This is a genomic window from Candidatus Marinarcus aquaticus, assembly GCF_004116335.1.
In the GTDB taxonomy this organism is placed as follows: Bacteria; Campylobacterota; Campylobacteria; order Campylobacterales; family Arcobacteraceae; genus Marinarcus; species Marinarcus aquaticus.
On the sequence record NZ_PDKN01000003.1, the window covers coordinates 189545 to 208774 of the forward strand.

Genomic DNA, 19230 nt, shown 5'->3' on the forward strand with positions numbered 1-19230 from the left:
AGGATTTTTAATGCTATTAAAACTGGAACGCGGATTTGATAAATTCGCTAACCTAATTGGAACCATTACAGCATTTGCAATGGTTTTAATGATTTTAAATGTATCTTATGATGTTATCATGCGATACTTTTTCAGAAGTGGCTCAATTGCCATGCAAGAGATGGAGTGGCACCTCTTCTCAGTGATTATTTTACTGGGAATTTCATACACTCTTAAAGAGGATGGACACGTTCGAGTCGATTTGATTTATGATCAATTTACACCAAAAAGAAAAGCACTTATCAACATGGTCGGTGTGGTTGCTTTTATCTTTCCTATTGCTTTACTTGTGGGATTTAGTTCAATCAACAATGCACATGAAGCATACTTATCCAATGAGATGAGTGGTGACCCAGGTGGCCTGCCGTATCGATGGATTGTCAAAGCACTGATTCCACTATCATTTTTTCTTTTAATCATTACCTCCATTGGATTTTTTATTAAAAACCTTAATGTCTTTAAAGGGCTTCATAATTTAGATGAATACAATTTAAAAGGGGAGATTGAGAGCTTTAAAAATGAACTCAATGAACATAAACACCACGTTGTAGATATTGACAACGAGAAAGGAGAGCAAAAATGATTGGTATTGTAATGTTCTTTACAGCTCTTTTTATGCTTCTCATTGGTTTTCCCGTTGCATTTACATTTGCAGCAGTGTCTGTCTTTTTTGGTCTCATTGCAGGAATTGTAGAAATTTACAGTTATGGTGGTTTTGACACAAGTTTTTTAGCTGGGCTTGCCGAAGGGATTACTGAAGGTATTGCCATGTTTGATTACATGCCATTTAGAATCTACTCAATTCAACAAAACACTATTTTAATGGCCATTCCCATGTTTATTTTCATGGGAATTGTTTTACAAAAAACAGGTTTGGCTGAAAAGCTTTTAGAATCTATGGGATTCTTGTTTGGTGAGGTTCGAGGTGGTGTTGCCATTTCAACGGTTTTGGTTGGTTCACTTTTAGCAGCTTCTACGGGAGTTGTTGGAGCATCTGTGGTCGCCATGGGGGTTATTTCACTGCCTGTGATGTTAAAATATAAATATAACACCGAACTTGCCACAGGTACGATTTGTGCCTCTGGAACCTTGGGGCAAATCATTCCTCCTTCTATTGTATTGATTATTTTAGGAGATGTATTCCAAGTACCTGTTGGTGACCTTTTCTCTGCAGCCGTATGGCCAGGGCTTCTGTTGGTTGCCGCATATATTATTTTTATTTTAATCATCGCTTTTGTTAAAAAAGATATGGCACCTGCAATTCCAGCAGACCCAGCAAGAGGAAACAAATCCAAACAAGTCAGAGATGCTTTGATTGCCATTATTCCTTCATTATCATTGATTATTTTAGTATTAGGTTCAATTTTTGCAGGGGTTGCAACACCAACAGAGTCTTCAGCAGTAGGATGTTTGGGGGCCTTGGGATTGGCATTGATGTATCGATCATTTTCAATTCAAATGGTCAAAGAAGCCGCCTTAGAATCGGTTAAAATCACCTCAATGGTATTTGGTATCTTAATTGGTGCAACGGCATTCTCAATGGTATTCTCATACACAGGTGGCGAAGACATTGTTCATGACTTTATGACGAATTTACCGGGGGATGAAAAATGGGGATTTATTATCTTTACGATGTTAGCCATTCTTATTTTAGGATTCTTCATTGATTTCGTTGAAATTTCATACATCATTGTTCCAATTTTAGTCCCTATTGCAGAACATCTGGGAATTAATCCAGTGTGGTTTGCAATTTTGATTGCAATGAACTTACAGACTTCATTCTTAACACCACCATTTGGATTCAGTCTGTTCTATTTAAAAGGGGTAGCACCTCCATCGGTACAAACCATTCAAGTTTATAAAGGGGTATTACCCTTTATTGCCATTCAAATCATTGTGTTAGGTATCCTAGCAGTCTATCCTGAACTGTTTGGGATCACACCTATTTTAGAGTAGAGGATTTTCCTTTACTCTATAAGGACTCACATGCAACTATATAACGTACGAACGCTGATTGTGAACATTGTTTTTAAACAATGTGATAAAAACACCTTTTTTATTGACAATCCTCAACAACGCATTTATACGGTTCCTAGAAGAGAGTAACCACTGACTGTTTCATCGCCATTAAAAAACCAAAGGATAAAACATGTTAGAAGGAAAATATCAAAAATTTTATGAAGAGATCATCCAAAAAATACCTAAGAAGTATATATTTACTGATAAGTTACACACTCTTGCTTATGGGACTGATGCATCTTTTTATCGCTTAATTCCCAAAATTGTCATCAAAGCCCAACACGCTTTTCATGTTCAAGAGATACTCAAACTTGCCACCTATTTAAAACTGAGCGTCACCTTTAGAGCTGCAGGAACTTCTCTTTCTGGTCAAGCCATCAGTGACTCTATTTTAATTGTGACTTCCCGAGATTGGAAAGGGTTTTCTATTTCAAAAGACCGAAGCAGTATCACGTTAGAGCCTTCCATCACAGGAGCTGCTGCCAATAAAGCATTGGCTCCTTTTAAAAAGAAAATTGGTCCCGATCCTGCAAGTATAGATGCAGCCATGATTGGTGGAATTGCTGCAAATAATGCTTCAGGAATGTGTTGTGGTGTAGCACAAAACTCATACAAAACCGTAGAGTCCATGCAAATCATCTTTTATGATGGTACGCTTTTAGACACAGCAGATATTCGAAGTAAGGAACTCTTTAGAGATAAACACCAAACTTTTTGTGTATCATTGGAGCAATATGCCAACGAAGTTAAAGCGAATAACGCTCTTAAAAAGAAGATTACCCAAAAGTTCAAAATCAAAAACACCTGTGGCTACAGCTTAAATGCCTTGGTTGATTTTGATGATGTTTTTGACATCTTGCAACACCTCATCATTGGAAGTGAAGGAACCCTTGGATTTATCAAAGAGATTACGTATAAAACGGTCGATGACCACCCTAATAAAGCCAGTGCTTTAGTCTTTTTTACTAATACTCATGAAGCGTGTGATGCCGTCGCTAAACTCAAACTCTCTACAGAAGTTCAAGTGGATGCTGTTGAATTGATGGATTCTAAAGCACTTAAATCTGTACAAGACCAAGAAGGAATGCCAGAATATTTAAAAGAGTTTGATGAACACGTCACCGCTCTTTTAATAGAGACGCGAGCGAAAACCAAAAGCAAACTCAAAGAGCAGACCAAAGCCATCACAGAACTCTTAAGCAGTTTTAAAACCGTACGCAAAGTTGCTTTTACCGATAAAGAAAATGAGTATAAACTCTTTTGGAAAATCAGAAAAGGACTCTTCCCAGCTGTAGGTGCAGTTAGAGAGACGGGGACCACCGTTATCATTGAAGATGTTGCCTTTGCCATTGAAGATTTAGCAGCGGGAACTTTGAAACTACAAGAGCTATTTAAAAAGCATGGTTACCATGAAGCGTTGATTTTTGGACATGCCTTAGAAGGGAACTTGCACTTTGTATTCACACAAGATTTCTCAACAAAGGAGGAAGTTGAACGTTATGATGCTTTTATGAATGACGTTACACAACTTGTAGCTGTGGAGTATAAAGGAAGTTTAAAAGCAGAACATGGTACAGGACGAAACATGGCAGCGTTTGTGGAGTTAGAGTGGGGTGAACAAGCCTATAAACTCATGAAAGATATCAAAGCACTCTTTGATCCATATAATATTCTCAATCCGGGAGTTATCATCAATGATGACAAAGAGGCACACCTTAAAAATCTCAAACCCCTACCTGCGACTAATCCATTGGTGGATAAGTGTATTGAGTGTGGGTTTTGTGAACCCTATTGTCCCTCCAATGTCCTTACTTTTACCCCTCGACACCGAATTGTGGCTTCAAGAGAAATCAGTCGTTTACACGATGAAGAGCAAGACATTCTAAGTGCTACTTTGCTTAAAGAGGCGTATCAATATGATGGTATAGAGACCTGTGCCACGTGCAGTCTGTGTTCAACGGTTTGTCCTGTTGGAATTGATACAGGAAGTTTAACCAAACACTACCGACACGAGCAAATCACTCCCAAACAAGAGCGACTGGCGTCTGTGATTTCAAACAATTTCAGTGTCACGCTTAATGCGGTGCGATTTGGTCTGAAAAGTGCCAATATGGTGCACACACTTTTAGGTACATCAACCATGAGTTCTTTTACTCAACGTTTGAGAGAGTGGTCAGGAAACAGCATTCCACTGTGGAGTCCAACGCTTCCAAAAGCCAATCGGGTGAATAAAAACAGTGTGAAACTGCGTTCATCAACTAAAAAAGTGGTCTATTTCAGCTCGTGCATCAACCGAAGTATGGGGCAATCTAAAGATGACAGTGAACAAAACACACTTTTTGATACCACGTTAGAACTCTTAACCAAAGCAGGGTATGAAGTCATCTTTCCTGAAAAACTTGAAAGCCTATGTTGTGGTATGCCCTTTTCATCAAAAGGGTTTCATAAACAAGCCAAAGAGAAATCCGATGAACTAGAAAAAGCACTACAAATAGCAACCAATCAAGGAGAGTATCCTGTTTTATGTGATACCAGTCCTTGTACAAAAAAGATGATCGAGAGTTTTAAAAGTAACATTAAACTCTATGAACCCATTGCCTTCTCACTGGAACATTTGGTGCCTCATTTAAGTATTGAAAAAGTGAATGAACCCATTGTCATACACACCACGTGCAGTTCACGAAAAATGGGTTTACATGAGCAGTTCATTGCTTTAGCAAACCTCTTAAGTGATGAGGTGATTGTACCTGAAGATGTGAAGTGCTGTGGGTTTGCAGGAGATAGAGGATTTAACTATCCAGAACTCAATCAATCCGCACTGCGACACCTTAATGATGCCATTCCAAATGGCGTCAAACTGGCTTTTTCCACAAGCAAAACGTGTGAAATTGGTTTAAGCAATGAAAGTGGTCTGAATTACAACTCGATTTTTTACTTGTTAAACCAATGTTCTAAATAGGAGTTTCAAAGCGTCACCCTTTTATAAAACAACGTTTTATGATATTTATGATAAAATATTTGCTTTATAAAAAAGGGTGAACATGAAGAGACTTTTGATTTCTATTTTCTTATGCATGGGTATTTTAAATGCCGGATTAATTGATGGAGTTGCTTTAACGGTCAACAATGATGCAGTCACACTGTATGACATTGATAAAAAGATGACGCAAACAGGTGCAACAAAAAAACAAGCTGTGAGTATGATCATTGATGAACTACTGTATCAACAAGAGTTAGAAAAACACAACATCACTGCGTCTGTTTTAGACGTGAATGCCTACTTAGAAAAATTGGCTGCTCAAAACGGAATGGATCTTTATACGTTCAAATCGATTGTAAAACAAAAATACAGTGATTATGAAGCGTTTGAAGAGGAGACTAAAAAAAGAATCTTACAAGAAAAACTGGTACAAAAACTGGTACGTGGTAACATCAAAGTGGCAACCACTGAAGACTTACAACTTTACTATGACAACCATCAAGGAGAGTTTAAAACAGCTTCAACTTTCCATGTGAAAGAGTACAGTTCTAAAAACAGAGATGCCTTAATTCAGATTTCTAAAAATCCAATGCTCACATCCAATGAGATTAAAATAAAAGATTTAACCCTACATCACAACAGCCTCAATGGACAAATCAAGTTTTTACTGAACAATACAAAAACAAACTCATTCAGTCCTATTTTTACTGCAAATCAACACTATGTGACGCTTTTTGTAGCTAAAAAAGAGGGTGAAGCAACTCAAAGTTTCCAAGAGGTACAAGGTAAAATATTTAATATTGTGATGGGTCAACGAGAACAGAAGTTCTTAAAAGAGTATTTCGAAAAATTAAAATTAACAGCTGATATCAAAGTGGTCAGATAATAAAAGGAAGAGAAGAGATGTTTGAAGTAATTATTGGTCTTGAAGTTCACGTACAACTCAACACCAAGAGTAAACTGTTTTGCTCATGTGCAACCAGTTTTGGAGAGGCACCCAACACCAACGTGTGCCCAACTTGTTTGGGACTACCTGGAGCACTGCCCGTACTCAATAAAGAGGCCGTGCATAAAGCCATCATGCTTGGAACGGCACTGAAATCACAAATCAATAAAAAATCTATTTTTAATCGAAAAAACTATTTTTACCCAGATTTACCCAATGGATACCAAATCTCACAGTTTGAAGTTCCTGTGGTAGGACTGGGTGAATTGGTGATTGATTTTGAAGATGGAACTTCAAAAACCATTGGGGTGACTCGTGCTCACTTAGAGAACGATGCAGGGAAAAATATCCATGCAGGTGATGTTTCACATGTGGACTTAAACCGAGCAGGAACACCGCTTCTTGAAATCGTATCAGAACCTGATATGAGAAGTGCCACTGAAGCGATTTTATATCTTAAAAAACTGCACTCGATTGTACGATATTTAGGTATCAGTGATGCCAATATGCAAGAGGGTTCTTTCAGATGTGACGTGAACGTCTCGATTCGACCAAAAGGGGATGAGAAGCTCTATACCCGATGTGAAATCAAAAACATGAACTCATTTAAATTCATTGAAAAAGCGATTTTGTATGAAGTAAATCGACAAATCGAAGCGTGGGAAGATGGTGTTTATGAAGAGGAAGTGGTACAAGAGACTCGTCTGTTTGACCCTGAAAAAGGTGAAACACGTTCTATGAGAGGGAAAGAGGATGCAGCAGACTACCGATATTTCCCAGACCCAGACCTATTGCCACTGATTATCACCGATGAGATGATTGAAACATATTCACAAATCCCTGAACTTCCAGATGAGAAGAAAGAGCGATTTGTAAAAGAGTATGAAATCAAAGAGTATGATGCCAGTGTTATCACCAGTTCAGTTGAGATGGCACACTACTTTGAAGAGATGCTTTCAACAAAAATCAGCGGTAAAAATGCCGTTACTTGGTTAACCGTTGAGCTTTTAGGACGACTGGATGGAACATCACTTCAAGACTCTCCTGTACAAGCAAGAACTTTAGCAACCGTGGTTCAACGAATTGAAGATGGTACGATTTCAGGAAAAGCAGCCAAAGAGGTGCTGGATGAATTGATGCAAAATTCCCAAACAGATGTTGATGCAGTGATTGAGAAACTGGGATTAAAACAGGTTTCAGATGATGGTGCTATTTTAGAAATCATCGATGGTATTTTAGCAGCCAATGAAGATAAAGTATCTGAATACAAGTCAGGAAAAGAGAAACTCTTTGGTTTCTTTGTGGGACAAACAATGAAAGCCAGTAAAGGAAGTGCCAACCCTGCTAAAGTAAATGAACTTCTCGAACAAAGACTTTCATAAATGAAACAACCTTCTATTGCGGTCATTGGTGCAGGGAAATGGGGTCAAGCACTCCATTTTGCACTCAGCCAAAAGCATGAAGTCTATATCACATCACGAAGCCCTCGTGATATTAAAAACTTTACTGATTTAAAAACGGCATTAGCATGTGATTATCTTATCATTGCTATCCCTGCTCAACAAATACGAAACTGGCTCCAAGAGCACTTTACGTTTAATCATCAAAAAATTTTAGTGGCATCAAAAGGGATTGAAGCCACCAGCGGGCAATTTTTAAATGAAATCTACTCTGAGTTTGTGCCTGAAGATAACATTGGTTTTATCTCAGGACCTACATTTGCGGCTGAAGTTATCCAAGGTCTTCCAACGGCTCTTGTGATTAACACATCCAATGAGTCTTTGTATCATCAATTTGCACCATTCTTCCCTGATTTTATCAAAACCTATTTCAGTGAAGATGTCATTGGTGCAGAAGTAGCAGGGGCTTATAAAAACGTCCTAGCAATTGCTTCAGGGATTTGTGATGGTCTGAAACTTGGGAACAATGCTCGAGCTTCACTCATAGCTCGAGGATTAGTAGAGATGCACCGTTTTGGGGAATACTTTGGCGCACAAAAAGAGACCTTTATTGGCTTAAGTGGAGCAGGGGATCTGTTTTTAACTGCCAGCAGTACCATGAGTCGAAACTACAGAGTAGGACTTGGCTTGGCACAAGGTAAAGCATTGGAGACGATTTTAGAAGAGTTAGGCGAAGTAGCTGAAGGGGTAAAAACCTGTGAAGCCATCAGTGAACTGACTAAAACACATGATATCTATACCCCGATTGCCACAGAAGTGAAGCTTATTTTAGAAGGTAAATGCCCTAAAATCAGTCTTCGAGACTTTTTAAACAACTGATATGAAAAAGCTTTATGGTACGCTCATTATCTTCTTCTATTTTGTTAAATATCCCTATTTTTTTGGATTGCCCATACTCTACTTAATGGGGTTTGAGAAAAATCTCTACTTCAATCTCTTTTGGATTGTGTGTGTTCTTTTAATTTTAAAAGATCTCTTCTTAACAAAAAAGAAAAAAAAGGATTAACCTTTTCGCATTTTGTGCGCTTCACCCCATAGATATAGTGATTTAATGATGGGTTTCAACGTCTGGCCATACGAAGTTAATGAGTACTCCACCTTCGGAGGAACCACTGGATACACCTCTCTGTGTACAATGTCATCTCTTTCTAACTCTCGTAATTTTTGTATCAACATTTTTTGAGTGGTATGCGGTAAAAGCTTTTGTAATTCACTGAAACGTTTGGTTTCACTGCGTAAATACCAGACAATAAGTATTTTCCATTTTCCTGCTAACACGTCCAATGCTGTCTCTACGGGACATTTTTCATAACTGTTTTTAGGTTTTGAAGTCACGGTAACTCCTTATAGTATACTTTTAGATAGTACCTATCTTTTTAGTATGTTCTTGCTTTTATATACTATTTTAGCTAAAGTTGTAAATAAAAACAAGAGGAGCCAACATGAAAGCATTTGTTGTTCAAAAATCTGAAGATAAAAAATTCAACAGTTCAATTGAAGAGATTAAAATTCCAACCATAGAAGAGAAAGAGGTACTTATAAAAGCTCAATACTCATCTTTAAACTATAAAGATGCCTTAAGTTCAATAGGAAATCCAGGAGTAACCCGTATATTTCCTCATGTTACAGGAATTGATGTAGCAGGTGTGATTGAAGAGAGCCAAAGTCCGCTATTTAAAAAAGGGGATGAAGTACTCGTTACAGGTTATGATTTAGGAATGAACACCAATGGTGGTCACAGTGAATATGTCAAAGTGCCAGCATCATGGGTAGTGAGTAAACCTGAAGGCATCTCTTTAAAAGAGTTGATGGTTTATGGGACAGCTGGACTTACAGCCGCACTTTCAGTCAATGAACTTATACACAATGGTGTGGAACCTGAGGATGGTGAAATCCTTGTTACAGGAGCTACAGGCGGTGTGGGAAGTATTGCTGTGAGTATTTTAAAGAAACTGGGGTTTAAAGTGGTTGCCATTTCTGGAAAAGCAGACAAAATTCCATTTTTAAATGAGTTGGGTGCCCATGAGGTTATTTTACGACAAGATTTTGATGTAGAGAATAAAAAGCCAATGGTTTCTGAACGTTTTGCAGGTGTTATAGACACCGTCGGTGGCAATATTCTTGCTGAAGCACTTAAAGCCATCAAATACGATGGGGTTGCAACGTGTTGTGGTTTGACAAGTTCGTTTGAACTACATACCAATGTTTTCCCTTTTATTTTACGAGGTGTGCGACTCATTGGGATTGATTCCGTGGAGTGCACTTTAGAGAAAAAAGCTGCCGCTTGGGAAAAACTCTCTCATGAGTTTAAAATCAACACTCTTGAAGCCTTGACCACAGAAATAAACTTGGATCAAGTCAAAGAGGCGTATGAACAACTGCTTGCAGGAAAAGCCGTTGGACGATATTTGGTTAAAATAGACTAATCCAAATTGCAGTTTAAATCTTTTCGTTTAACAATATCGATTTGATGACTGAGGGCATACTCTTTGCCCCAGTCATGCAATGACTCTAATATAGGGATCAATTTCTCTCCATCTTCACTTAAACAGTACTCCACTTTGGGTGGAATAATGGGGTAAACTCTGCGTTGAACCACGCCTGCTTCTTCAAGCTCACGAAGTTGCTGAGTGAGCATCTTTTGAGAAATAGAAGGAATCATACGACGCAACTCTCCATTTCTTTTAACACCGTTTTTTAAAGACCATAACACGTAGCCTTTCCACTTTCCTCCGATAATATCTGTAGCTAATTGAAAAAAACAGTTGTACTCTTTTAATTCCATAAAAATCCTTAAGAAAAATTTGCGTATACTATGATAACTGTGATTAAAGAAAGATTATAGGAACCTTTTAGTTCCTATATCACTTTTAAGTACATACTTGACAAAAGTACTCTATTGAGATATTATTGCAAGTAATAAAAAATAGCCAATAATAAAGGACAAACTTATGGGAAAATATATTGAATTAAAAGCAGATAATTTTGATGCTACTGTAAACAGTGGAATCTCTTTAGTAGACTTCTGGGCACCTTGGTGTGGGCCTTGTAGAATGTTAGCACCGGTAATTGATGAATTAGCGGCAGATTTCGAGGGGAAAGCAAACATTTGTAAAGTGAATACTGATGAGGAACAAGATTTAGCTGTTAAATACGGTGTACGATCTATTCCAACAATTTTATTCATGAAAGATGGTGAAGTTGTTGATACAATGATTGGCGCAAGCTCTAAACAAGCTTTAGCTGAAAAACTACAATCATTACTATAATCCCAACATACGCAAAAAGACTTTGACTAAAGTCTTTTTGTAACTTCACAACTGCATCCACTTCTCTTTACGTCTTTAGTATTTTTTTAAATCAGTAAGATTTAGATAAAATAACCACATAACAGATTATTACAGTTTATAACAGGAAACTCAATGCAACAATTCTTAGAAGAATCAAAAAAAGTCAGTCGTGAGATTGCAACACTCAGTGGAGAGGTTAAAAACCGAGTATTAAATGAGATGGCCGATGCTTTAATAGAGCATTGTGATTACATCATTACACAAAACGATAAAGACATGCAAGCAGGAAAAGAGAACGGCTTAAGTGAAGCACTTATGGACCGTCTTCTTTTAACAGGTGAACGTGTACAAGGCATGGCACAAGCCATAAAAGAGATAGCTGCCCTTAAAGACCCAGTGGGACGAACGTTAGAAGGGTGGGTGACAGAAAATGGTCTGAATATCCAGAAAGTCTCTATACCAATTGGGGTCATTGGTATCATTTACGAAAGCCGACCAAACGTCACCAGTGACACAGCAGCACTTTGCTTTAAAAGTGGAAACGTGTGTGTTTTAAAAGGAGGGAAAGAGGCTGAACATTCAAATAAGGCCATTGCTAATGTCTTACGAAATGTGTTAACCAAAAACAAACTGCCAGAACAAGCCATTTCACTTTTACCATACTCAAACAGAGAGAGTGTAGCCAAACTAATTAAGCAAGACAAACTGGTTGATTTGATTATCCCAAGAGGGGGTGAGGCACTCATTAAATATATTTGTGAAAACTCTTCAGTACCCGTAGTCAAACACGACAAAGGTCTTTGCCACACCTATATTGACAAAAATGCCGATGCCAAAATGGCCATTGATATTGCTCTTAATGCAAAATGTCAACGACCAGGAGTGTGTAATGCCATGGAAACTCTCATTGTACATAAAGATGTGGCAGCACTCATGCTTCCAGCACTGCATGAAGCCTTTATTGAGCAAAACACTCACCTCAAAGGGTGTGAAGAGACACGAAAATATATAGAAATTGAGTGTGCAACGCATGAAGATTATGACACGGAGTATTTGGCCAATATTCTGAACATCAAAGTGGTCAACACCATTAAAGAAGCTGTAGAGCATATTGCAAAGTATGGTTCAGGACACTCCGAAGCCATTATCAGTGAAAACTATACAGCCGTAGAGTATTTCTTAAACAATGTTGATGCGGCATGCGTGTATGCCAATGCAAGTACACGATTCACCGATGGAGGTGCATTTGGATTGGGAGCAGAAGTGGGAATTTCGACTAATAAACTGCATGCACGAGGGCCAATGGGCATTAATGATCTGACCACTTACAAATTCAAAGTATTGGGTTCAGGACAAGTAAGATAAAGAGTTTTCTCTTTTATCTTACAAAATCACTCTCTCTTCGAGATGTTTTAAAGGGATGATCATCGTGATTTTTGCCCCTTTATACTTCTTCTTATTATACGTATATTTCACATTTTTAATATTAACAATCCCTTGGAAATGTTTGGTGATGATTTCATACACCATATAAAGTCCAAGCCCCGTACCACTCTTTTGATGTTTGGTCGTAAAATAGGGCTCAAAAACGTGCTCAATGACCTCATCTTTGATACCTAAAGCATTGTCTTTAATAGAGATGTATACCGCACCCTCTTCTTTTTTAATATGAATAAAGATATATTTTTGTTCAATTTTATTCTCTTCAAAAGCCTCTTGCGTGTTTTTAATGATATTCATAAAAGATTCAATCAGTTCGTTCTCTAAACCTTCCAGTTTTAAACTCTCATCAATTTTTCGTACCACTTCAACGTGTTGATTGTCCAACTTATAACTGAGTAAATCCAACACTTTTTGCACACTGTCATGCAAATAAAAGATGGTTTTTTCATTTTTAGTATTAAAATAGTTTTTAAATCCATCAATGGTTTTAGATAAACTTGCTGTATTTTCTACAATCACATCGGTGAGTTCATTGAACTTTTCATCACTTAACGTGTTGAACTCTTTATTGAGTTTAATACCACTGGCAGCAGTTGAAATGGTCGAAAGTGGTTGTCTCCATTGGTGGGCGATACTGTCCAACATCTCTCTCATGGCAAACATTTTGGATTGTTCAGAGAGCAGTTCCTCTTTCTCTTTTAACAAGCGTTGTGTCTCTTTCTCTTTGGTCACATCCAACTTAATGGCTAAAAACTCCTCAATCTCTCCTTTTTCATTTAAAATAGGGGTAATTGAAGCCTTCTCATATGTGATTTGACCATTTTTGCTGCGATTGATAAACTCCCCTTTCCATGTTGAACCTTGTTCAATGGTTTTGTGCAAGTTATCATAAAAAAGATCCGATTTTTGGTGCGATTTCAAAATAGAGGGTTTTTTACCCAAAACCTCCTCTTTGGTATAACCCGTCACTCTCTCAAACGCTTCATTGACATACTTAATATGGTGGTTTCTATCCGTGATGACCACAATGTTATCACTGCTTTGTACTGCTTTTTTAAATCGATTTAACTCCAACTGTTTTTTCAACATCAAATAGGTGTAATATAAAAAAGCCAGCAGTGCTAAAAAAAGCATAGAAATAAGCAACCAAATCACCCCTTTGAGTTGATGCATGATATTGTTGACATATTTAGTAAATAATCCTTCAAAACTATTCAGTTTTTCAGAGAGATTTTGTCGACTGGTCTCCTCTTTAAGCGTTGTAAAATTGTTATAATAACCTAAAATAATATTGGCATGGGCTTTAAAAATCACCTCATTTTGATTGGATGTTTGTAAATTTTGTACATGTAACGTCAATTTTTGAATATCAATCTCAGGGTTATACTCCAAAGAGAGGATATCACTGTAAATTGAAAGCACCTCTTTATTGTGAATCTCTTTATTGAGTTTTTGAATATATCGATAAGAGTTATTCAACACTGCACTTCTTGAAACAATACGATTGAGTATGTCAATCTTTTTCTCCATGCTCACTGCAATATCTTCAAAACTTTGTTGTATCACATCATTGTTGATTTGTTTAAACAACTCACTGTTTTGAATATAAATGATATCCTTTCGAACTTGTTCAATATTGTTTTGTATATAATCAAAGTTGTTGTAGTTGATTTTAGAAGAGACAAAAATATCGAAGTTTTTGTTCAATGAGATAATACGCGAAATCTTCTTATGCAGTAAAAAGAAGTTTTCAATCTTTTTATTGGCATTGTTGGTGTTATAAATCAACATCCCAATAAGAAGAGAAAAAAGCAGTGAAATGACCAAAGAACGTTTCAATCCATCTCCAATATTTGAGGTCGATTACCCGTTAAGGTTTTTAAGAATGCTTCAATTTTTGACAACGTCTCATCATCGGGTTGAATACCTAATTGATGGTTCATCATAAACGATACTGTCTCTTTTAAAGTTGTATAACTGCCACTGTGTAAATAGGGAGCTGTTTTTTCGACGTTTCTTAAAGTAGGCACTTTATAGTAGTATTTGTCTTCCTCTTTTTGTGTCACGTTGTATCGACCCAGATATTTATCTTTATACTGCTCCACCGGTTTAATCACGCCCACTTTTTGAAAAAGGTTGCCTCCTAAATTTCGCCCATTATGACAAGAGATACACCCAAACGATTTAAAGAGTTCAAAGCCCTCTTTCTCCTCTTGGGTTAACGCTGTTTTATCGCCTTTTAAATAGAGATCAAATGGGGCATTAGGTGTAATCAAAGCATTTTCAAACTCCACAATGGCATCAAGGATATGTTCTTGAGTGATGGGACCAGCATACACTTCCAAAAAGAGTTTTTGATACTTCTCATCTTGGGAGAGTTTTTTAACCACTTCAGGCATGGAAGAACCCATCTCAATTGGGTTATGGATGGGTTGTATGGCTTGCTCTTTTAAGTTTCTGGCTCGTCCATCCCAAAACTGCACAAAATTATATTTGGAGTTAAATACCGTAGGTGCATTGAGTTCCCCTATTTGGTCATGAATGCCCAATGAGAATTGACGATTATCATCTCCCCCTTTTGAAAGATCATGACAAGAAGCACAAGAGATAGAATTATCTTGACTCAAACGTGTATCAAAGAAGAGTTTTTTACCTAAAAGTGCCTTTTTAATGTCCACTTTAGGACTCTCTTCCACAGGTAAAATCAACTCTTTACTCAACAATGAACTGATTAAAAGCAATATAAAAAAGATCTGTTTCATAAAGATATTTTACCCCATTTTCACTGATTTTATGAAATTTAGTGACTTTTTATTGTTAAAATAGCTGCATTAAAACTGTAAAGGATAGAAGTGTCAAAAAAAATTTACTGTATTGCCAGCTTTAAACCCAAAAAGGGAAAGTTTAATGAGCTTTTTAGAACATTGCAAGCTTTAGAACCACAAACACAAAGAGAAGATGGTTGTATTCAATATCTTGTGACCAAACACATTTCACACCCCAATGCACAAGGAGAATCTTTCCCAATTGTTTTTAATGAAATTTGGGCCAGTAAAGAGGATTTTGAAGCGCATTGTGCCAAAGAATACATCACGACTTTTTTTCAAAAAGAGTGTATAGATGAAAATGGTTTGGTTGAAGCATTTAATGTCTGTACGTACAGTGATGAATAATGCGTGCGCATAAAGGCATACAACAAAACATTGTTCATACCACAACCATTCATACACCTTTAGGTGAAATGTTTGCAGCGAGCACACAAAAAGGCTTGTGCATGCTTTGTTTTTTGGACAAATATCACATTGATGCCAAACTCGAACACATTAAGCAGATGTTTAATGCCACCGTGATTCCTTCAAATAATGCGTTGTTTGAACGACTGCAAAAAGAGTTAAACGAATATTTTGAACATAAAAGAGAATGTTTTGATATTCCTTTACAATTGGTGGGCACCTCTTTTCAAGTTCGAGCATGGAGAGCACTGCTTGAAATTCCTTATGGCTCAACCATCTCGTACAAACAGCAAGCTCAAAAAATGCAACACCCAACTGCTCATCGTGCAGTTGCCAATGCCAATGCCCAAAACATGATTGCTATTATTGTGCCTTGTCACCGTGTCATACGAGAAAACTCTGAAATGGGTGGATACGCAAGCGGTGTTGAGAAAAAAGCTTTTTTACTCAATTTAGAAAAAAAGTAGGGCATACTACTTTTTGCCCACCATTTTTATTTAGACTGCTTAAAACATTTAAGGAGTCGTCATGACCTACACAAAAAAACGATACCTTACTTATACAGCCATCACACTGTTTTGTATGGTATTGCCTTTTATCACCATCAATGGTAACCATATGTTGCTTCTTTCATTTGATAAGATGCAATTTCACTTTTTAGGTTTTGCTTTTGCGATTCAAGAGCTTTATTTGATGCCATTTTTGCTGATCATACTTTTTATTGGTATCTTTTTATCCACCACTATGGGTGGACGTATTTGGTGTGGATGGGCCTGTCCTCAAACCATCTTTAGAGTTCTTTTTAGAGATCTTGTGGAGAGCAAACTCTTTAAACTTCGACGCATTAAAAACAAACAAAAAGAGATTGATTACGAGTCGTACGGAAACCAAGCAAAAAAACTTTTAGCCATGGGATTGTTCTTTTTGCTTCTTCTGTTTATTGCCAGTAACTTTATGTGGTATTTTGTGCCCCCTGAAGACTTTTTTGTTTATTTACAAAATCCAATGGAACACCTTTTTTTAATTCTTTTTACCATCACAGTGGCTGTTTTTCTTTTTTACACTGTCGTCTTAACCAAAGAGGATTTTTGTGTCTATTTCTGTCCCTATTCACGAGTACAATCCGTACTGTATGATGACAACACCGTGCATGTGATTTATGATGAAAAAAGAGGTGCCACAGAGTGCACTTCATGCGATGCATGTGTAAAAATCTGCCCCACGCATATTGATATTAAAAAGGGTTTACAAGTTGAGTGTATCAACTGTTTAGAGTGTGCCGATGCATGTACTGGTGTTATGGCAAAAGAGGGGAAAAGCTCATTGATACAATGGAGCAGCAGTAACCAAATGGTACACAACAAACCAACCAATCACTTCTCTGTTCGAAACATCATGTATGCAGTAAGTATTGCAGCGTGTATTGGATTTATTCTCTTTTTCAGTGCACAAAAAGAGTATCTGCTTGTGAATGTGAACCGTACGACCAATTTGTATAAAATAGAGGATAAACTTGTACGAAATAACTACGTCTTTACCATTCAAAACACACAAGACAGAGCCTATACGTATGATATCCATGTCAAAAATGAGTTCTTTGAAGCCAAACGCTTCAAACCATTTACGCTACAACCCAACCAACGAGTGAAAAAAGTAGTGACCATTGAAACAACCAAACCCATGTCCTACTCTAACAGTAAAGATACCCCATTGACACTGAATGTATCGGTGTTTGCACAACAAGAGCCACAAAAAGTGGTACTTAATAAAAAAGTGGCCTTTATCTATCCACGAGATTCATTGATTAAATAGCCTTTTCAAACTTCAAACAAAACAGTGCACCTTGGGCACTGTTTGAAGCATTCACTTTTCCTTGAAAACTCTCTTCAACGATTGTTTTCACCATACTTAAGCCAATTCCAAGCCCCTCTTCTTTGGTGCTGAAGTAAGGTTGAAAAATCTTATCAAATTGTTTAATACCGCTTCCATTGTCCTCTACTTCTATGAAAACTTCTGAAGGGCTACTTTTAAGTCGTATAACAACTTTAGGGTGTTCAACATCCATCAACGCATCTTTAGCATTGCTTAAAAGTATGACCAGTACTTGTGCCAATTCATTGGATGCTCCTACAATCTTTATGGATGTATTTTGCACACTTATTTGTGTTTCAATCCCTTTTTGCTTAAACTCTGAATCAACGATACGCAAAGCTTGTTGTATCACTGTATGCACAAAAAAACTCTCTTTTTCTTTATTGGGGGTATAAAAGGCATTAAAGTCATCAATGGTGGTGGACATAAAATTTAATTGATCCTGCACTTGTTGCACTTTTTTCTCCCAATACGCTTGCGTGAGTCTGTTTTGAGAAAATGCCTTTTTAAGATTGATTAAAATATAGGAAATATTATTCAGAGGTTGTCGCCATTGGTGGGTAATATTCCCTATCATCTGCCCACTTTGAGCCAATCTGGTTTGATGAACCAATCGGGCTTGATACTGTTGGTTTTCAAAATGCAGTGCACGATACGTATACGCAATACTCAACGTAAACAACACCGCTTCAATCGCAAAAGCGACCAGTACAATATCTAAAAATCCCTCTTGCACATAACTTTGTTTAAAATCAGTGAAGTATAAAAAGAGGCAAAACAGTGACCAGCCCAAGACATAAATCAGTGTGGGCTTAATCTCTTGTTTAAAGTTAAAGGCCACCGAAACAAACAGTACAAAATAAATCACCGTATACGGCAAATATTCAAACAACATATAGTGATAAAATGCCGTTAAAAGTAGGGCAATTAAAATCACCGTATAGATAAAAAGCTCTTTTTGGTTCTCTATTTTGGGAATAAACTCTCCTTGATAAAAACCTATGGCAAATGCAAACGCAAACAACGAAGCAAAAGTAATCGAGACATCCTCTATAAAAAGATTTTGAAAGAAGAGTTGACTGTACGCCACAATAAACAGCAGTGAAAAAATTTGCATGATGGAGTAAATCAAATAGATCCACTCTTTGGAGTAGACATAACGTATAAAGGTGTATAAAATAGTCATTGCCACAATACCAAAAGTAGCTCCATAAAAAAGTACGACATTCATATCATACATTGATTTTATACCCTGTTCCTGAAAGATTGACAATGGACTCTTTAGGCAATTTTGCTTTAATATCCCGTATGAGCGTTTTAAGAGCATCTTTGCTCATGCTCTCTTCTTGCCAAACCACTTGTTCTATCTCACTGTAAGTAACAAAACGTTGGGCATTTTTAAGCAATAAGTCCAAGAGTAGAATCTCTTTAGTACGCAGTTTGATTTGCTCTTGATGGCAAAAGAGGGTTTGATTATAGGTATCAAAAGTATACCCCTCTTTAAGTGGTACAATATTGCTTTGTTGTGAAAGTCTGTTTTCAAAACAGTGTTGTATGGCATCATTGAGTGCTTCTTCACTGACAGGTTTGATTAAATATTTCACCAACTGCAGTTCCACAGCTCGAAGCAAATACTCTTTGGTACTGAATGCTGAGGTGATGATTATTTGAGTGGTTCTGTCTTTTTTTCGGATTTGTTCAATGAACTCCAAGCCATTAAATTTGGGCATTTGAATATCACTGATAATAATATCTGGATGCTCTTGATTATAGAGCTTCAATGCTTCTAAACCATCTTTGGCTTCAAAAACAGTGTTAAAAAGTGTGTTCAGATACTCCACTGCATTTTCACGTGCAATTTCATCGTCTTCCACTAAAAGTATTTTCATTTCTTTACGTTCCATATAACTATTTTATCATAATGTTATTGGTATAATCATGCAATTTA

19 protein-coding genes are annotated in these 19230 nt (G+C 37.1%); 13 read left to right on the forward strand and 6 right to left on the reverse strand.

Annotation, left to right across the window (positions count from 1 at the left end; translation table 11 throughout):
• The first annotated feature begins 10 nt into the window (after window positions 1-10).
• The 7 genes from CRV04_RS05825 (at window position 11) to CRV04_RS05855 (ending at window position 8450) form a co-directional block, all read left to right on the forward strand.
• Window positions 11-622: a TRAP transporter small permease subunit gene (locus CRV04_RS05825; protein WP_128995885.1), complete on the forward strand. Its 612-nt coding sequence runs from the start codon at window positions 11-13 to the stop codon at window positions 620-622.
• Window positions 619-1995 carry a TRAP transporter large permease gene (locus CRV04_RS05830; RefSeq protein ID WP_128995886.1) on the forward strand — a complete coding sequence of 459 codons (1377 nt, stop codon included), beginning with the start codon at window positions 619-621 and terminating at the stop codon, window positions 1993-1995. The genes CRV04_RS05825 and CRV04_RS05830 overlap by 4 nt, the downstream gene beginning before the upstream one ends.
• A 193-nt stretch (window positions 1996-2188) precedes the next feature.
• Window positions 2189-5017, forward strand: coding sequence for an FAD-binding and (Fe-S)-binding domain-containing protein (locus CRV04_RS05835; protein ID WP_128995887.1), 2829 nt, complete (start codon window positions 2189-2191; stop codon window positions 5015-5017).
• Window positions 5018-5099: 82 nt separating this feature from the next.
• Window positions 5100-5924, forward strand: a complete 825-nt coding sequence (locus tag CRV04_RS05840; RefSeq protein ID WP_128995888.1) for a SurA N-terminal domain-containing protein — start codon at window positions 5100-5102, stop codon at window positions 5922-5924.
• A gap of 17 nt (window positions 5925-5941) precedes the next feature.
• On the forward strand, window positions 5942-7366 hold the full coding sequence (gene gatB, locus CRV04_RS05845) for an Asp-tRNA(Asn)/Glu-tRNA(Gln) amidotransferase subunit GatB (RefSeq protein ID WP_128995889.1): 1425 nt from the start codon (window positions 5942-5944) through the stop codon (window positions 7364-7366).
• Window positions 7367-8263: an NAD(P)H-dependent glycerol-3-phosphate dehydrogenase gene (locus CRV04_RS05850; RefSeq protein ID WP_128995890.1), complete on the forward strand. Its 897-nt coding sequence runs from the start codon at window positions 7367-7369 to the stop codon at window positions 8261-8263.
• 1 nt (window position 8264) lies between these two features.
• A complete protein-coding gene (locus CRV04_RS05855; RefSeq protein ID WP_128995891.1) occupies window positions 8265-8450 on the forward strand; it encodes a hypothetical protein in 186 nt (61 codons plus the stop codon).
• Here the strand turns inward: CRV04_RS05855 and CRV04_RS05860 are convergent.
• Window positions 8447-8779 (reverse strand): winged helix-turn-helix transcriptional regulator, encoded by a 333-nt coding sequence (locus tag CRV04_RS05860; protein WP_128995892.1) that lies wholly within the window; start codon window positions 8777-8779, stop codon window positions 8447-8449. The genes CRV04_RS05855 and CRV04_RS05860 overlap by 4 nt on opposite strands.
• Window positions 8780-8886: 107 nt before the next feature.
• Between CRV04_RS05860 and CRV04_RS05865 the strand changes: the two genes are divergently transcribed.
• Complete coding sequence (locus CRV04_RS05865; RefSeq protein WP_128995893.1) at window positions 8887-9870, forward strand: YhdH/YhfP family quinone oxidoreductase; 984 nt, start codon at window positions 8887-8889, stop codon at window positions 9868-9870.
• On the opposite strand, the gene CRV04_RS05870 is transcribed toward CRV04_RS05865, so the two are convergent.
• Window positions 9867-10229: a winged helix-turn-helix transcriptional regulator gene (locus CRV04_RS05870; RefSeq protein WP_128995894.1), complete on the reverse strand. Its 363-nt coding sequence runs from the start codon at window positions 10227-10229 to the stop codon at window positions 9867-9869. The genes CRV04_RS05865 and CRV04_RS05870 overlap by 4 nt on opposite strands.
• Window positions 10230-10395: 166 nt before the next feature.
• Here CRV04_RS05870 and trxA point away from each other — a divergent pair, with 166 nt between their 5' ends.
• Both trxA and CRV04_RS05880 read left to right on the forward strand, forming a co-directional pair.
• Window positions 10396-10713, forward strand: a complete 318-nt coding sequence (gene trxA / locus CRV04_RS05875) for a thioredoxin (protein WP_128995895.1) — start codon at window positions 10396-10398, stop codon at window positions 10711-10713.
• Window positions 10714-10866: 153 nt separating this feature from the next.
• The gene (locus CRV04_RS05880; RefSeq protein ID WP_128995896.1) at window positions 10867-12099 is read left to right on the forward strand and encodes a glutamate-5-semialdehyde dehydrogenase; all 1233 of its coding nucleotides are present in this window, start codon (window positions 10867-10869) and stop codon (window positions 12097-12099) included.
• 18 nt (window positions 12100-12117) lie between these two features.
• Here CRV04_RS05880 and CRV04_RS05885 read toward each other — a convergent pair whose 3' ends face one another.
• Window positions 12118-14016, reverse strand: coding sequence for a PAS domain-containing sensor histidine kinase (locus CRV04_RS05885; protein WP_128995897.1), 1899 nt, complete (start codon window positions 14014-14016; stop codon window positions 12118-12120).
• Window positions 14013-14939, reverse strand: a complete 927-nt coding sequence (locus CRV04_RS05890) for a cytochrome-c peroxidase (RefSeq protein ID WP_128995898.1) — start codon at window positions 14937-14939, stop codon at window positions 14013-14015. The genes CRV04_RS05885 and CRV04_RS05890 overlap by 4 nt, the downstream gene beginning before the upstream one ends.
• Window positions 14940-15029: 90 nt before the next feature.
• Here CRV04_RS05890 and CRV04_RS05895 point away from each other — a divergent pair, with 90 nt between their 5' ends.
• The 3 genes from CRV04_RS05895 (at window position 15030) to ccoG (ending at window position 17222) form a co-directional block, all read left to right on the forward strand.
• Window positions 15030-15350, forward strand: coding sequence for a putative quinol monooxygenase (locus tag CRV04_RS05895; RefSeq protein WP_128995899.1), 321 nt, complete (start codon window positions 15030-15032; stop codon window positions 15348-15350).
• Entirely contained in the window at window positions 15350-15877 is a 528-nt protein-coding gene (locus tag CRV04_RS05900; protein ID WP_128995900.1) for a methylated-DNA--[protein]-cysteine S-methyltransferase, read from the forward strand. Before CRV04_RS05895 ends, CRV04_RS05900 begins: the two co-directional genes overlap by 1 nt.
• Window positions 15878-15938: 61 nt before the next feature.
• Window positions 15939-17222 (forward strand): cytochrome c oxidase accessory protein CcoG, encoded by a 1284-nt coding sequence (gene ccoG, locus CRV04_RS05905; protein ID WP_128995901.1) that lies wholly within the window; start codon window positions 15939-15941, stop codon window positions 17220-17222.
• On the opposite strand, the gene CRV04_RS05910 is transcribed toward ccoG, so the two are convergent.
• Both CRV04_RS05910 and CRV04_RS05915 read right to left on the reverse strand, forming a co-directional pair.
• The gene (locus CRV04_RS05910) at window positions 17215-18555 is read right to left on the reverse strand and encodes a sensor histidine kinase (RefSeq protein ID WP_228126488.1); all 1341 of its coding nucleotides are present in this window, start codon (window positions 18553-18555) and stop codon (window positions 17215-17217) included. The genes ccoG and CRV04_RS05910 overlap by 8 nt on opposite strands.
• Window positions 18515-19186, reverse strand: coding sequence for a response regulator transcription factor (locus CRV04_RS05915; RefSeq protein ID WP_128995903.1), 672 nt, complete (start codon window positions 19184-19186; stop codon window positions 18515-18517). The genes CRV04_RS05910 and CRV04_RS05915 overlap by 41 nt, the downstream gene beginning before the upstream one ends.
• Window positions 19187-19230: the final 44 nt, after the last annotated feature.

What these genes read in the sequence shown, in the direction of transcription:
- CRV04_RS05825 (WP_128995885.1), top strand. Translation starts at nt 11, where the DNA reads ATGCTATTAAAACTGGAACGCGGATTTGATAAATTCGCTAACCTAATT.
- CRV04_RS05830 (WP_128995886.1), top strand. Translation starts at nt 619, where the DNA reads ATGATTGGTATTGTAATGTTCTTTACAGCTCTTTTTATGCTTCTCATT.
- CRV04_RS05835 (WP_128995887.1), top strand. Translation starts at nt 2,189, where the DNA reads ATGTTAGAAGGAAAATATCAAAAATTTTATGAAGAGATCATCCAAAAA.
- CRV04_RS05840 (WP_128995888.1), top strand. Translation starts at nt 5,100, where the DNA reads ATGAAGAGACTTTTGATTTCTATTTTCTTATGCATGGGTATTTTAAAT.
- gatB (WP_128995889.1), top strand. Translation starts at nt 5,942, where the DNA reads ATGTTTGAAGTAATTATTGGTCTTGAAGTTCACGTACAACTCAACACC.
- CRV04_RS05850 (WP_128995890.1), top strand. Translation starts at nt 7,367, where the DNA reads ATGAAACAACCTTCTATTGCGGTCATTGGTGCAGGGAAATGGGGTCAA.
- CRV04_RS05855 (WP_128995891.1), top strand. Translation starts at nt 8,265, where the DNA reads ATGAAAAAGCTTTATGGTACGCTCATTATCTTCTTCTATTTTGTTAAA.
- CRV04_RS05865 (WP_128995893.1), top strand. Translation starts at nt 8,887, where the DNA reads ATGAAAGCATTTGTTGTTCAAAAATCTGAAGATAAAAAATTCAACAGT.
- CRV04_RS05870 (WP_128995894.1), bottom strand. Translation starts at nt 10,229, where the DNA reads ATGGAATTAAAAGAGTACAACTGTTTTTTTCAATTAGCTACAGATATT.
- trxA (WP_128995895.1), top strand. Translation starts at nt 10,396, where the DNA reads ATGGGAAAATATATTGAATTAAAAGCAGATAATTTTGATGCTACTGTA.
- CRV04_RS05880 (WP_128995896.1), top strand. Translation starts at nt 10,867, where the DNA reads ATGCAACAATTCTTAGAAGAATCAAAAAAAGTCAGTCGTGAGATTGCA.
- CRV04_RS05890 (WP_128995898.1), bottom strand. Translation starts at nt 14,939, where the DNA reads ATGAAACAGATCTTTTTTATATTGCTTTTAATCAGTTCATTGTTGAGT.
- CRV04_RS05900 (WP_128995900.1), top strand. Translation starts at nt 15,350, where the DNA reads ATGCGTGCGCATAAAGGCATACAACAAAACATTGTTCATACCACAACC.
- ccoG (WP_128995901.1), top strand. Translation starts at nt 15,939, where the DNA reads ATGACCTACACAAAAAAACGATACCTTACTTATACAGCCATCACACTG.
- CRV04_RS05915 (WP_128995903.1), bottom strand. Translation starts at nt 19,186, where the DNA reads ATGGAACGTAAAGAAATGAAAATACTTTTAGTGGAAGACGATGAAATT.